This window comes from Paenibacillus sp. FSL W8-0439, from assembly GCF_038008995.1.
Classification (GTDB): Bacteria; Bacillota; Bacilli; order Paenibacillales; family Paenibacillaceae; genus Paenibacillus; species Paenibacillus polymyxa.
On sequence record NZ_JBBPAK010000001.1, the window covers coordinates 4,202,286 to 4,217,281 of the forward strand.

General features: G+C 48.5%; 11 protein-coding genes. 3 read left to right on the top strand and 8 right to left on the bottom strand.

Annotated elements, in window-relative coordinates; all coding sequences use genetic code 11:
- Positions 1–99: 99 nt before the first annotated feature.
- The 5 genes from MKX36_RS18040 to MKX36_RS18060 form a co-directional block, all read right to left on the bottom strand.
- Positions 100–1,167, bottom strand: a complete 1,068-nt coding sequence (locus tag MKX36_RS18040) for an ABC transporter ATP-binding protein (protein WP_016821906.1) — start codon at positions 1,165–1,167, stop codon at positions 100–102.
- Positions 1,168–1,380: 213 nt separating this feature from the next.
- Positions 1,381–2,760 carry a sensor histidine kinase gene (locus MKX36_RS18045; protein ID WP_016821907.1) on the bottom strand — a complete coding sequence of 460 codons (1,380 nt, stop codon included), beginning with the start codon at positions 2,758–2,760 and terminating at the stop codon, positions 1,381–1,383.
- Positions 2,761–2,762: 2 nt separating this feature from the next.
- Complete coding sequence (locus MKX36_RS18050; RefSeq protein WP_016821908.1) at positions 2,763–3,473, bottom strand: response regulator transcription factor; 711 nt, start codon at positions 3,471–3,473, stop codon at positions 2,763–2,765.
- A 181-nt stretch (positions 3,474–3,654) separates the two neighbouring features.
- On the bottom strand, positions 3,655–4,152 hold the full coding sequence (locus MKX36_RS18055) for a hypothetical protein (protein ID WP_340865260.1): 498 nt from the start codon (positions 4,150–4,152) through the stop codon (positions 3,655–3,657).
- Between the two features lie 157 nt (positions 4,153–4,309).
- Positions 4,310–11,086 (bottom strand): WIAG-tail domain, encoded by a 6,777-nt coding sequence (locus MKX36_RS18060; RefSeq protein WP_340865262.1) that lies wholly within the window; start codon positions 11,084–11,086, stop codon positions 4,310–4,312.
- Between the two features lie 189 nt (positions 11,087–11,275).
- Here MKX36_RS18060 and fabV point away from each other — a divergent pair, with 189 nt between their 5' ends.
- Positions 11,276–12,463, top strand: coding sequence for an enoyl-ACP reductase FabV (gene fabV / locus MKX36_RS18065; protein WP_340865263.1), 1,188 nt, complete (start codon positions 11,276–11,278; stop codon positions 12,461–12,463).
- A gap of 297 nt (positions 12,464–12,760) precedes the next feature.
- Positions 12,761–12,913, top strand: coding sequence for a DUF1540 domain-containing protein (locus tag MKX36_RS18070; RefSeq protein WP_017426780.1), 153 nt, complete (start codon positions 12,761–12,763; stop codon positions 12,911–12,913).
- A 73-nt stretch (positions 12,914–12,986) separates the two neighbouring features.
- Here the strand turns inward: MKX36_RS18070 and MKX36_RS18075 are convergent, their stop codons facing one another.
- Together MKX36_RS18075 and MKX36_RS18080 are read right to left on the bottom strand one after the other, a co-directional pair.
- Positions 12,987–13,289, bottom strand: coding sequence for a hypothetical protein (locus MKX36_RS18075; RefSeq protein WP_016818701.1), 303 nt, complete (start codon positions 13,287–13,289; stop codon positions 12,987–12,989).
- 93 nt (positions 13,290–13,382) lie between these two features.
- A complete protein-coding gene (locus MKX36_RS18080) occupies positions 13,383–13,754 on the bottom strand; it encodes a DUF4190 domain-containing protein (RefSeq protein ID WP_016818700.1) in 372 nt (123 codons plus the stop codon).
- 221 nt (positions 13,755–13,975) lie between these two features.
- On the opposite strand from MKX36_RS18080, the gene MKX36_RS18085 reads away from it, so the two are divergent.
- Positions 13,976–14,563: a hypothetical protein gene (locus MKX36_RS18085; protein WP_016818699.1), complete on the top strand. Its 588-nt coding sequence runs from the start codon at positions 13,976–13,978 to the stop codon at positions 14,561–14,563.
- Between the two features lie 8 nt (positions 14,564–14,571).
- Here MKX36_RS18085 and lpdD read toward each other — a convergent pair whose 3' ends face one another.
- Positions 14,572–14,922 carry a prenylated flavin chaperone LpdD gene (lpdD, locus tag MKX36_RS18090; protein WP_102998994.1) on the bottom strand — a complete coding sequence of 117 codons (351 nt, stop codon included), beginning with the start codon at positions 14,920–14,922 and terminating at the stop codon, positions 14,572–14,574.
- Between the last annotated feature and the right edge of the window lie 74 nt (positions 14,923–14,996).

The window sequence follows — 14,996 nt, forward strand, 5'->3', positions numbered from 1 at the left end:
TGACACCAAAAAGGCTGTTTCCTCCGTAATATTATTCCATACGGAGGAAACAGCCTTTTTTTTATTTATCATCTGTTTATTTATAAATTATATATTGCTTTAACTGCCGTATTGTTCAACTAAAACCGGCTTTTCAAATGCGTTATCCAGCTTGCGAAGTTTAGCCTTCACCGCTTCTGGTGGCTCAACTGCAGGTGCATCTGGATGAAGCAACCATGATTTCACAAAGTGTGTGTCAGACAATTGATAGAGCGGAGGCTCTTTCTCAAAGTCAATTTTCATGGCATAAGAACTGCGGGCTGCAAACGCATCCCCTACAGGTGGGTGAAGCAGATCCGGTGGTGTTCCCGGGATCGCAGCCAGCTTCTGACCATGGCTGTCCAAACTAGGCATGGAAGCAAGGAGTCCCCATGTATATGGATGTTTTGGGTTATAGAAAATTTCATTAACCGTACCTGTTTCCACGATTTGCCCTGCATACATAACAGCAACGCGATCCGCCATCTTCGCCACAACACCGAGGTCATGAGTAATAAAGATGATAGAAGTATCAATCTTTTTCTGAAGATCCTTCATCAGTTCCAAAATTTGAGCTTGAATCGTTACGTCCAGCGCAGTCGTCGGCTCATCGGCAATCAGAAGTTTCGGATTAGCAGCCAATGCCATCGCAATGACGACACGTTGACGCATACCGCCACTAAATTCATGCGGATATTGGTTAAAACGCTGTTCAGGATGCGGAATACCTACCAGATTCAGCAATTCAATCCCCCGCTTGCGAGCAGCGTCCTTGGATATCTTTTCATGCTTGAAAAGCACTTCCGTGATCTGCTTACCGACTTTCATCGTCGGGTTAAGTGAAGTCATTGGGTCCTGAGAAATCAGGCCAATTTCCTTACCACGAATTTTTTGCATCTGCTTTTCCGTTTTATTAATCAGCTCTTGTCCGTCAAACATAATTTGACCCTTTTGATAAATGCCTGGAGGGGTCGGGATCAGCTTCATAACAGCTTGTGAGGTTACGCTTTTGCCTGAGCCGGATTCGCCGACAATCGCCAGCGTCTCTCCTTTATTGACATGAAAGTTTACGCCACGAATGGCCTGCACTAGTCCCTGACGGGTCTTGAAAGATATCGTTAAGTCCTTCACTTCCAAAAGGCGGTTCATCTCATCACTCTTTCATTTATTATTCATCACTATTATTGACCACTATCTAAAAAAACGACGTTCATGAGTCAAGGTATATACGAATAATTTTACTCATTTTAGTACCTGCCAGTCAAGCAATATCTAAAATATCACCAAAAACCTTTCATGATATGTCACGTTAGTGGTATATATAAGCGAAAAAGTGATCATTTTTAACCATTTTTGCCTCATTTATAACATGTGTTGAATGTAACTGAAGCGTGCACCACCTAATGGCGATCGTGTGCAAAGTAGTTCTCCATTCAGTCGGGAGGCTATTTGACGGCAGATGGCCAATCCTAGTCCCGTGACGCCATTTGATCCTGTATAGAATCTTCCAAACACCTCGGCTGCTTCAGACTCGGTTAGTCCTCTCCCATCATCATCTACATGCATAACCCACACAACCTCCGCCGTTGTCCCCGTCTCCAAATGAATGACAACCTCCGTAGAGGTGTGTCGAACTGCATTTTGCAGCAAATTCAATATCATGCGAAATAATTGCTCAGCCGGAACGGCCACATGCAGACCCTCTCCCTCCACTCGAAGCGAGATTGAGCGTTCACTGGCCATCGGCATCAATAGATGAACAGCGTCCTCCGCCATACTTCTCAGATCAATCAGAGAGACAGGCCATTCCTCATTCAACGCCTCCAGCCTCGATAGCTGAAGCAACTTTTCTACCATATCAATTAATCGCTGGGATTGCACTTTAATGATGCTCAGTCCCTCGTCCTGGGATACTACTTGATCCTGAATGGCATATACATAACCTTGAATGGACATTAACGGTGTCCTTAGCTCGTGTGATACATTTTGCAGAAATTCAATTTGGCTGTGGTGGTGCTGCTGAATGCGGGCGGACATGGAATGAAAGGTGCCTATTAGTTCGCCAATTTCGCTTTTGTCCGCCTGCGGAAACTCACTATCTTGTGGCTGATTCGGCTCATAGTTGCCTACCGCCTCTTTCAATCGTTTGAGTGGACGCACCAGACGTGAAACAATCATCAGACCAATAACGAGAATCACCAGAAAACTCGCTACGATCGATAGTAACGTAGTTCTCATTAACGGTACATATAGGGCTCTCAAAGAAGATAAGGGTGAGTATACAAAGATGCGGAAAGGTTGTCCGGGCAATTCTTCATTCGTAAACAACACCTTTTTACCTTGAAGCACCGCAACGCCTTCATGTGTAGTAACCAGATCGTGGGCAGAGGGATGAACCGATGCAAAAAATCCTTGGCGGGTCAAAAGCAAATGCTCGATCTTTTTGCCTTCCATCCCAGAGACGCTGGAGTCGATGATGCGGTTATCCGTGCTTAAAATAAAGTAATCGGCAGATAAAAGCACACCCTTGATAACATAGTTAAATTCGGCATTATCCAGTCGATCAAAGCCTCCGTCACTCATAATGTGGACGGCTTTGCGCGCCTGCTCATGAAGCTTGGATTTGGCCTGATTCACCAGAATGTCATCGATGAGCCTAATAAATAAGACCACCGTAATACAGACAGTAATCAGCATGGCAATGGACAGGGACAGCAGAATTTTGGCTCTCATCGTACGCATGGCTACATCTCCTGAACCGTTGCTTTATATCCAAATCCCCATACCGTGTTAATAACAAGCGTGGAGTGGTACTCTGCCAACTTTTTGCGAATACGTTTGACCAGATCATCTACGACTCTCACATCACCTATAAAGTCATAGCTCCACACCTGCTGAATCAAATGCTCTCTGCCAAAAGGCCGTTCCAGATGATTCGCAAGAAACAGCAACAGATCGAATTCACGTGAGGTCAAATTTAACGTTTGTCCGTCTACTGTAACTTTACGAAAGTCAGCAAAAATGCACAGATTGCCTGCATGGCAAAGATTTGTGCTCTCTGCTGCTTGCTTGTCATCGGATGCAGACGTACCCGCCTTGCTCAGTCTCAGCATCGCTTTGACCCTTCCCACCAGCTCTCTTGGATTAAAGGGCTTGGTCAAAAAATCACTGCATCCCAATTCCAGCCCGTGGATACGGTCACTTTCCTCTCCGCGGGCGGAGATCATAATGATCGGCATTTCTGTAAACTCACGAAGCTGAGTCAATAGAGAAAGCCCGTCAATGCCCGGCATCATAATATCAAGCACGAGGCAATCTGGACGGTTTGTTCGGATATGCTCTACCAATGTTTTCCCACTGGAAAAGGAAGTTACCTCGTAGGACTCTTTTTTCAAATATTCAGATATTAATTGCAAAATGAACACATCGTCATCCACTACTACTATTTTTGTCATGGCCTTAACCCCTTGCCGTTGTTCTGGATGCTAGCATCCTTTCTTTAAGCTTAACAGAAGCCCAGCAGAATAGACAAAAGACGGGTATACCGTTCCCGGTCCCGTCTTTTCTTATCATGAATCGCTGCTGTATATGCCAGGTGAACTGAAAGCTAACTACACTTCTACCTTATTTTCTACCTTATTTCTTAGTTGTTACTACTTTAGCTGCTGCCTTTGGAGCAGTTTTGGCTGGGACTGCTTTTTTTACTGGAACTTTATGGGTTACTTTTTTAGCTTCGACATGTTGTGCACGAGTTTTATGTGCTGCTATCTTGTGTTGAACAGCGTTATGTTTTTTCACATGATGTTTAACTGTGCGGTGTTTTGCTTTCACTGCTTTTGCTTTGTGGCTTGCCACTTTTTTCGCAATGGCTTTTTTGGCAGGAGCTTTTTTTGCTTTGGTTGTTGCTTTATGAGCTGTTGCAGCTTTTTTAACAGGTGCTTTCACCACAGGTGTTTTCGTTGCAGGCGCTTTTGACGGTGCTTTGCTAGCAGGAGTCGTAACCGCAGGAGTTTTGATGGCTGGTGCAGTGGTGGCTGGAGTTGTGGTTGCTGTAGCGGCGAATGCGCTGCTTGCTCCTCCCAGTACGCTTACTACGGTCAATACGGCTGCTGCATTTTTAGTCCATTTTTTCATGATTGAATCACCTCTCCTTTAAAGTATCTTTAGCTTATCAGGAGAATACGGGATAATTGTGGAGCAAATATGTGAAAAGTATATGAAAAAGCGTGCAGCTCTGTATCTGGAAAATACATGAGTCTGCACGCTATAAGTGTTGCAACCATCATCTCCACTAACCGATGGCAATCCAGGAAATAATACCGTAGTTATGCGCGGTTTCACTCCACTTGGTTACAACGATCACCGCTCCATTAGTCGTTTGGGATTTCAGTGTTGCATGAAAGAGAGGATGGTTCGTCATCGCTACCAACGTGTAGTCCGGGTTCACAAATGGCTCCCCAAATACAATGGTTACTTCCGTCTCTCCTTCGCTTCCTTTTAAAAGAAACGGCGCTCTGCCAAACTGCTGTAATGCAGGCTGGTTCGCACAAGTACGAACCGGGGTGATGCTCAAATGCTCCGGTGTCACTGCATTCAGTTCCAGCTCACGTGAGCCAACGGAACCTTCTGCCAGATGATGACCTTCGATGCTCTGCTCTGCCACATGATGACTTTGTACCGCAGCAGCCTGTAGATGCTCTGGACCTACAGCTTCTGGGCTTAGCACCTCACTGTTGACGACCTGATCCTGCAGATGGCCGCGGGATATACTGTTTGCCTGAAGTTTGTCGCCACTGATCCCTTCCTCAGGTAAAATCCCCGAGAGATGAATATCTGTGGATAATTGATCCAGTGTCACCGAGCCGGGCTTTATGTGGTGCGAATCAATGACTTCCTTTGCAATATGCTGACCTTCAATTGCCTCCTCAGCCACATGGCGGGACTCCACCGTTCCATCTGCGAGTTTGCCGGACGTCACTGCTCCATCCTGTATAGCTTGCTCTGACACCGCCTGCCAGCCGATATGCTGTGACTGAATAGCTCCTGCTTGCAAATGCTCAGATTGAACAGAATCCGGTGAAATGTGACGGGACTGCACAGCCCCCTCTGCCAGTGCTGACTCTTGAATCGCCCCATCGGACAAATGCTGGGAGTGCACAGCATGCTCTGTCAAATGTACGGAGCTTACGCTAGCTTCCGCCAGATTCGAAGCACGCACCGCGCGAAGCGCAAGCTTCTCAGCGTTCACGCTGCCTGCCTGGAGCGCGTGAACAGATACACTCCCTGGCGCAATATGCTGGATCGTCACTGCCGAAGGCTGCAAGTGGGCTGAGGTGATAGATTCCGGCGCCAGATGGCTCGACTGGATAGTCTCTTCTGCCAAATGATGGGCTTGCACGGCTTCGTCCGTAATGTGCCATGGCTGGACGGAATGTGGAGATATTTTGGCAGCTGTCACAACCTCATCTGCCAGTTTGTCGGATGTAACGGACTCATCCTGTAAGGCATCGGTCGATATCGACTGGGATGCCAGATGCTCGCCCTGAATGGTTCCAGTGTGCAGATGGTGCGACTGGATCGATTCCGGGGCAATATGCACGGACTTCACTGCACCTTTTGCCAGCGCTGTATCCTGTACTGCGCCAGTTGCCAAATGCAGGGTGTGTACCGAATGTGCGGACAAATGCGAAGGACCCACGCTGCCTTCCGCAAGATTCGCCCCTTGTACCGAGTGGACCGCCAACTTCTCCGAGGTGACGCTTTCCGCTTGTAGCGCACGACTAGACACACTATCCGAGGCCAGATGGCTCGCAAGCACAGTCGAAGACTGTAAGTGGGCTGAGGTGACGGACTCTGGCGCCAGATGGCTCGACTGAACGATCTCTTCTGCCAAATGATTGGCTTGCACGGCTTCATCCGTAATGTGCCATGGCTGGACGGAATGTGGAGATATTTTGGCAGCTGTCACGACCTCATCTGCCAATTTATCAGACGTAACGGACTCATCCTGTAAGGCATCGGTTGATATCGACTGAGATGCCAGATGCTCTCCCCGAATGGTTCCAGTAAGCAGATGGTGCGACTGGACCGATTCCGGGGCGATGTGTACCGACTTCACTGCCCCCTCGGCTAGCGCTGTATCCTGTACTGCACCGTCTGCCAGATGCTGGGTGTGTACCGAATGTGCAGACAGATGTGACGGGCCGACGCTGCCTTCCGCAAGATTCGTTCCTTGCACCGAGTGGGATGCCAGCTTCTCTGAGGTGACGCTTTCCGCTTGTAGCGCACGACTAGACACACTATCCGGAGCCAGATGGCTCGCAAGCACTGCCGAAGACTGCAAGTGGGCTGAGGTAACAGATTCCGGTGACAGATGGCTCGACTGGATGGTCTCTTGTGCCAAATGATTGGCTTGCACGGCTTCGTCCGCAATGTGCCACGGCTGTACCGAGTGAGCCGACAGCTTGGCGGCAGTCACACCCTCATCCGCCAATTTATCAGACGTAACGGACTCATCCTGTAAGGCATCGGTCGATATCGACTGGGATGCCAGATGCTCGCTCTGAATGGTTCCAGTTTGCAGATGATGCGGCTGGATCGATTCCGGGACAATGTGTACCGACTTCACTGCCCCCTCGGCTAGCGCTGTATCCTGGACTGCGCCGACTGCCAAATGCTGAGTGTGTACCGACTGTGCGGACAAATGCGAAGGACCGACGCTATCTTCCGCAAGATTCGTCCCTTGCACCGAGCGTGCTGCCAGCTTTTCCGAAGTGACGCTTTCCGCTTGTAGCGCAAGACCGGATACACTTTCTGGTGCCAAATGGCTCGCAAGTATCACCGAAGGTTGTAAGTGAGCTGAGGTGACAGATTCCGGCGCCAGATGGCTCGACTGAACAGCCTCTTCTGCCAAATGATTAGCTTGCACAGCTTCATCTGTAATGTGCCACGGCTGTACGGAGTGAGCCGACAGCTTGGCGGCAGTCACACCCTCATCCGCCAATTTATCAGACGTAACGGACTCATCCTGTAAAACATCAGTCGATATCGACTGGGATGCGATATGCTCGCCCTGAATGCTTCCAGTGTGCAAATGGTGCGACTGGATCGATTCTGGAGCGATATGCACAGATTTCACTGCTCCCTCTGCCAACGCTCTATCCTGTACCGCTCCGGCTACCAGATGCCGGCTGTGTACGGACTGTGCCGACAAATGTGACGGGCCGATGCTGCCTTCCGCAAGATTCGTCCCTTGTACCGAGCGTGCTGCCAGCTTTTCTGAGGTGACGCTTTCTGCCTGTAGTGCACGACCGGATACACTATCTGGCGCCAAATGGCTCGTAAGCACTGAGGAAGCCTGCAAATGGCGAGAGGTAACGGATTCCGAGGCCAGATGGCTTGACTGGATGGCTTCTGTCGCCAAATGATTTCCTTGCACCGCTTCATCTGTAATGTGCCACGGCTGTACCGAGTTGACCGACAACTTGGCGGCAGTCACACCCTCATCCGCCAATTTATCAGACGTAACGGACTCATCCTGCAAAGCATCGGTCGATATGGCCTGGGATGCGATATGCTCGCCCTGAATGCTTCCAGTGTGCAGGTGATGCGGCTGGATGGACCCCGCGGTAATGTGTACCGACTTCACTGCTCCCTTTGCCAGCGTTGTATCCTGTACTGCACCTGGTGCCAGGTGCCGGGCGTGTACCGACTGTGCAGACAAATGTGACGGGCCGACGCTGTCTTCCGCAAGATTCGTTCCTTGCACTGAGTGGGCTGCCAACTTATCCGAGGTGACGCTTTCCGCTTGTAGCGCACGGCCGGACACACTATCCGGGGCCAGATGGCTCGTGAGCACTGACGAAGACTGCAAGTGGGCTGAGGTTATACTTTCCGGCGCTAGATGGTTCGACTGGATGGACTCTTCTGCCAAATGATTTCCTTGCACCGCTTCGTCTGTAATGTGCCAAGACTGTACCGAGTGGGCCGACAGTTTGGCGGCAGTCACACCCTCATCCGCCAATTTATCAGACGTAACGGACTCATCCTGCAAAGCATCGGTCGATATGGCCTGGGATGCGATATGCTCGCCCTGAATGGCTTCAGTGTGCAGATGGTGCGGCTGGATCGATTCCGGGGCAATGTGCACGGACTTCACTGCTCCCTCTGCCAGCACTCTATCCTGTACCGCTCCAGCTGCCAAATGCCGCGTGTGTACGGACTGCACAGATAGATGTGAAGGGCCGATACTGCCTTCTGCAAGGTTCATTCCTTGTACCGAGCGGGCTGCCAGCTTTTCCGAGGTCACACTTTCCGCTTGAAGCGCACGACCGGACACACTATCCGGGGCCAAATGTCTCGTAAGCACCGAGGAGGCCTGTAGGTGCACCGAGGTGACCGCTCCAGATGCCAGGTGGGTCGAGTCCACAACTGCCACAGCCAAGTGGTTGCTTTGTACAGCTTCATCCATAATATGCCCGGACTGCACTGCATGGGCTGACAGCTTAGTGGAGGTTACACTTTCCTCTGACAGTTTGGCAGAGGTAACCGCTTCATCCTGTATGGCCGGAGTCGCTATAGCTTGCAATGCAATATGTTCTCCCTGAATGATCCCGCTTTGCAAGTGCTCGGATTGGATGGATTCTGCTGCAAGATGCTCAGACTTCACAGCATTCTGGGCTAATATCGTGTCCTCTACTGCTCCTGCGGCCAAATGTCTGGTGTGTACGGCCTGTGCAGCCAAATGTCCGGGTCCCACGCTGTTTTCCGCCAGGTTGGAAGCCTGCACAGCCCGAGCCGCTAACTTCTCGGAAGTGACGCTTTCCGACTGAAGGGCATGGCCGGACACACTATCCGGGGCGAGATGTTTGGTTTGGATCGAAGCAGACTGCAAATGGTTGGAGGTGACGGATTCCGGAGCAAGATGATTCGCCTCCACTGCCTCAACAGCCAGATGGTTGCTTAGCACTGCTTTATCTGTAATATGCCATGGCTGCACAGAACGAGCAGACAGCTTGGAGGAAGTGACACTGCCCTCAGCTAACTTAGGCGCAGTAATTGCCAAATCATTAATTTTATCCGTAGCCACACTTTCCGGCGATAGTTTCAACGAAGTAACGGCATGATCCTGCAAATGGTGGGAGTATACAGCACCGCTGGCCAAATGCGCGGTTTGAACAGCGCCTTCGCCTAGTATGTCTGCGGTAACGGACTGTTCTTGCAACGCCGCGGTTCCGACACTATCTTCCCCAAGATGCTTACTCTGTACAGAGCTCTGGGCCAAATGAGTTGAGTCCACCGCTTGAGCCTGTAACGCCTTTCCGCCCACACTATTGTCGGCAAGGTGGTTTTCACGGATGACTCCCGTTGCAATGTGTACGTGGGTAACGGCTTGAGACGCAATTTTATTTCCAGTTACCGCCCCTGTGCTAATTTTAGTTTCTATAACCGCCTCGTCAGCGATTTTGTCAGACTTAATAGCGCTCGAAGCAATGTGATTTTCCTTGATAGCCTGATTCGCCACATGGTGATCCAGAACTGCACCCTTCCCTATTTTCTCGCTTGTCACAGCCCCGGAATGCAAATGTTGCTCCGTAACCGCCTCTGATGCAATATGATCCTTCCGAATAATTTCGGATTGAAGATGCACGGAAGAAACTGCCTCTGGAGAAATCTGGGGTCCTTGTATGGCTGCTGTTGCGATATGTCTAGTAAGTACCGCCTCATCGGCAATTTTGTGTGGGAGAATGCTCTGATCCGATATTTTGGATGAAGTGACGGATTGATCGACAATTTGCAATGAGCCTACAGACTGATCTGCCAGTTTATTGGACTGAATACTCCGATCCGCGATATGCCGTGCTGTCACTTGGCCCGTTCCAAGCTGCTCTTCCCCGATGGAGCCAGGACTGAGATGCTTTCTTTCAATCGCTCCTGCCTGAATGTGCGTACTGGTGACTGCCTCAGACTCCAGATGACGTCCGCTGACAACTCCTTCCTCCAATTGTTCTCGGCCTACAATACCGTTGGATAGCTGCTTGCGATTAATCGAACCCGGAGCTAGATGCCGGGCAAGAACGGCATGCTCGGTCAGGTGTGCGCTCTCAATGCTGCCTGCCTGGATTTTAGCTCCATCCACAGCCCCATCCCGCAGTTTGGAGGTGGTCACAGACTGATCACCCAGCTTGGAGCTATCAACAGCTTCATTCGCCAAATTGTTCGATTGAATCGTACCACTGCGAATTTTATCTGAGGTAACCGACTGATCTTGAAGCATATCTGAAGACACGATCCATTGCTTGAAGTGACGACTCTCAATCGAGCCATTGGCAATATGATCGCCGCTAATAATTTTATCCGCCAGCTTTTCTGGAGTGATGCTGCCATCCCGAAGTTTTTCACCACTAATAGAGCGATCCTGCAATTTACTGCCTGCCACTGATGCGTCCGACAGATGCTCGACCGTAATGGAGTCGGGAGCAATCTTCGAAGCAGTCACAGCACCGTCAGCTATTTTAATGGTATGAACAGCATAATCTGCTAAAGATTCCGTTTGAATACTCTCTTGTTTCAGCTTGCTGGAATCTATGGAAGCGGGAGCGATCTTCTCACCCGTCACAGCGAGATCACTCAAATCGTCTGTATAGATGAAAGCATTGTTTACATGTGGAGCCTTCTTATTGTTCAAAATTTCTTCCACATCAATTGGATCTGGTTCTGGTTCTGGCTCTGGTTCAGGTTCAGGTTCAGGTTCCGGCTCCGGTTCTGGATCTAGTTCTAGCTCTGGCAGTGGAGGTTCTTCCATCAAAGCTGGAGTCTCCTCTACATCTGCAACCTCAATCTCTTTCTCTTGCAGAGCCTCGACTTCAGGCTCGACAACTGTCTGTAGCTCCGACTCCTCTGTAGTTGGGGGAGGCGGAGAAGCAACTTGATGAAGTCTTGCTTCTGTCTCCCTCTCCGCAGGCAGTGGCTTTGAGCGTTGTATCATACTTAACTCATTCATATCCGGGTCAATTACACGATAGAGCGGCTTTTTGTTTCTGTTGGTTTTGCGGCTCTTGTTCTTCAAGCAGCTCTCTCCCTTCTCATGTTTATCGTTACAGCATCATATGCAGACTCTTAGGCACTTGCCACCCTGTACAGGGATTCACTTTTGGGTAAAAAGGATACTTACTGAAATCCACGTTTGAAAAAAAATTGTTAAAAGTTAAAATAGTAAGGGTGAAGATTGCTACAAGAAGAGAGGAATTACAATAACATGATTATCAAACCAAGAACACGTGGCTTTATCTGCACCACTGCTCATCCGGTGGGCTGTGCCCAACATGTTCAGGAGCAAATTGACTATGTACAAGCCCGTCCTGCTATCCACGGACCTCGTAATGTGCTTGTGATCGGGGCATCTGCCGGATATGGGTTGGCTTCTCGAATTACGGCCGCTTTCGGTGCGCGTGCCAATACAATTGGTGTATATCGTCCTAGCAATGCTACGGCTACACGCACAGCATCAGCAGGCTGGTACAATTCTGCTGCATTTGAAAAAGCCGCTCAGGAAGCTGGGCTTAAATCTTTAAGCGTGACAGGAGACGCCTTCTCGGATGAAGTCAAAGCCAAAACGGTGGAAGCCATTCGTGAAGAACTGGGACAAGTCGATCTGGTGGTTTACAGTGTTGCTTCAGGTCGCCGTACCCATCCCCGCACAGGCGAAACGTCTAATTCCGTGCTCAAACCTATTGGTAAGCCCTATACGAATAAGACCGTTAACTTTCACACCGGTGAAGTCAGCAGCGTGACGCTCGAACCGGCTACAGAAGAAGAAGTACAGGGCACTGTAGAGGTTATGGGTGGTGAGGATTGGAAATTGTGGATTGACGCTTTGCGTGCAGGCGGTGTACTCGCTGATAACGCCACTACCTTCTCTTTTTCGTATATCGGTTCAGATATTACCCAAGCCATCTACAGAGAAGGCAGTATCGGAAGCGCAAAAGATCATCTGGAGGCGACAGCACGCCAACTGAACGACCAGCTGAAAACCACAGGTGGACGCGCCTTCGTCGCAGTCACCAAAGGACTCGTTACCCAATCCAGCTCGGCCATCCCTGTCGTTCCTCTGTATATTTCCGCTTTGTATAAGGTGATGAAGGAGAAAGGGCTGCATGAGGGGTGCATAAAACAGAGCTACCGCCTATTTGCCGAGCGTCTGTACGCCCCAGAAACTACTGTAGATGAAGAGGGTCGCATTCGCATTGATGATTGGGAATTGCGCGAAGATGTGCAGGCAGAAGTTGCGAACATATGGGAGGAACTGACGACCCAAAATATCTATGAATTATCCGATCTTGAAGGATATCGTCGCGAATTTTTCCAGCTGTTCGGCTTTGAATTCGAAGGTGTAGACTATGATGCTGATATTGATCCCATCGTAAATATTCCTAACGTGCGCTAAGCCTTTTAGTGCCGCCATTCGTTTAGAAAAACATAAAAAAGCTGTCTCCGGCAGAAGAACATTTCGTTCTGCATAGGGACAGCTTTTGTTTTTTAATTAAAAGGAACACTTGGGTCTGTTTTGATCTACAACATGGCGCAAACATTGCAATTTTAAAATTGTTTTGATATTGTACAAGTAGGCATAGCAAAATCCCTCTTCTTACCAAGAGGGTACACACAGCTGGACAAGTCCTACCTTGACTGACTGTGATTGTATTTGCTCAGCCCATCACATTCCTATAAGGAGGTGAACAATATGGCAAAAGACGTTCTGTGCGAAGTCAACTCATGCACGTACTGGGCTCAGGATAATAAATGTAGCGCAAGCTCCATTTATATTGTAAGCAACAAGCCTGCAAACACTCACACGTCCGAAGAAACAGACTGCAAAACCTTTGAAGCAAAGTAGACCTTAGTTTTCAAGCCAAACCATAGCTTTATCATGAAGGAGCCCCTGCCAGGGTTCCTTCTTTCTTATGATTCTAACAAGAATGATAATTATTATCAAGTTCTTTTTGAGCTATATTATAGAAAATACTACCCGCTCCTATACATTCACTTCCTTGAAGTTTTTCGACTTCGCTTAAGACAAAAAAAGAAGCGTCACCCTGAACGAGTCGCTTCTTGTGCTTGACCTTTTGTAATTGTTCCTGCTTGGTCGGCTTCATTCGCGTGTGCTGTGAAATCTCGCCATAATGATCATTCGTTTTGCGGCTCTGTGCCGCGCAATAGATCCCGGCGCGTTTCGCCTTGCTTAACGCTTTTTGTGTTTGAGTACGTGCCATACAGCTTCACTCTCCTTGATTGGACTCCCTCTATCATAGCATCCAATAGGCAAATCGTGAATGGTTAGTCTGACTCAAGCATTCTTTAATTCATTAAATGTCTGAAAAAATATCCGAGTCGCCACTGGAAGCCGCCACAACAAAAACAATAACCAAGAAAATGATAATCAATGCATAAATTAGTGTGCCGATAATACTACATACCAGTCCAGCAATAGCCATGCCTCTGCCTTGCTCACCATGACGATTAATTTCCTTCAGGGAAAGACTGGACAAAATAATACCTACAATTCCGATGATCAACCCAAGATAGGGAATGACAACAGATAAAATCCCGAGCACCATCGACGCAACAGCTTTACTATTTGTAGGTGGAACTACTGGGGGCTGGTTAAATGGGGCGTTATAATCGTTCGGCTCCTGAAAGGGATCGGAAGATCGAGGCTCCTTGTACAAGTCACTCATCTGTTTAATTCAACTCCAATAATTATAATAACAATATATAAGTTCTAGGGTACCACAATCTTACAAATCAGGACAGTACTTATTTCAATTTTTTAAATTAGAACGTTGAAAAGTAGCAGCATAGCATCTTAGCACTTTTTGAGATAACCGGGCATACAGTATTGTACCTATTACAGATAAATTGCGCTCCATGAGAGCATCCTGCCAAGGAGGACGGAGCTATGTTATATCGTGGAACATCCCGCAGAAAGGGCTCGCCTCACCAACGTTTACATGCAGAGACACTTCGGAAAATATCCGCCGCCATGCTGCCATTTTACAAAGCTATTGCAACCCGACGTGCTTTTGCCGTCCAATGGTCACGAGCTGTCGTTCAGGGTAATTTGGATCGGATGAAATCCCTTCTCTGCTCAGTAGCGCCATTTGCCGCCAAGCAAGGCTTAGGCACGAATGGGATCGGCTACTTTGTTTCCTTTTTAGCTCAGCCACCAATGCTTTATTATACGAACGGTACGACGATTCCACCCGGGATGGTGCAGTTTACATTTGAACCGAAGGTTCATCGCGCCATTGCCAAAGCCGTTTTTCCGCTGTATCGCGAATTGGCACGCAATGAATGCTTTGCTTCTGCCTTAGCCAAAGCGATCAACAGGCAAGACCAGCGTGCAGTTCAAGTAATGATCCGTAGTTTAATTCCATCCTCTGCGCTAAAATCTGTAGACATTGAGGATAATGGATTTGCATTGCTCTTTAAGTATCCCTTTAGTAAATATCCCTATCGCAATCTACTCTTTCAGGAGTTCACTTAAAAAGGTCCCTACAAGCGTACTTGCTTAAGTTCTTCAATGAGCTCTTTTCCCATTTGTATAGCCATGTCTGTCAACATTCGGATTTCGTCCTTGGTTGCATGATCCAAATGCGTCCCGCAGCAAATGGCGAAGTTACCCGCAAACTCTTTACGCAAGCGAACTGCAATTTCTTCAGTAATATAAAATTCCTTGTGGTTTTGCAATTGCACGGTTTGAATCGGCTCAAGCCTAGCCCCTGCTGTAATCGTCCCCAAGTGAGGCTGATCACCGCCTGATATGAGCACAACGATATCTTCTCCCATAAAATAGGCATCGAGTACAAGACGGATACGTCCGCTTTCTTTTTCCAAATGAATCATATGATCCTCTCCTGCTAAAAAATATTATTGTGAAACGATTCACTTTATAGAGTACTATTCATTGTATCGCTTCC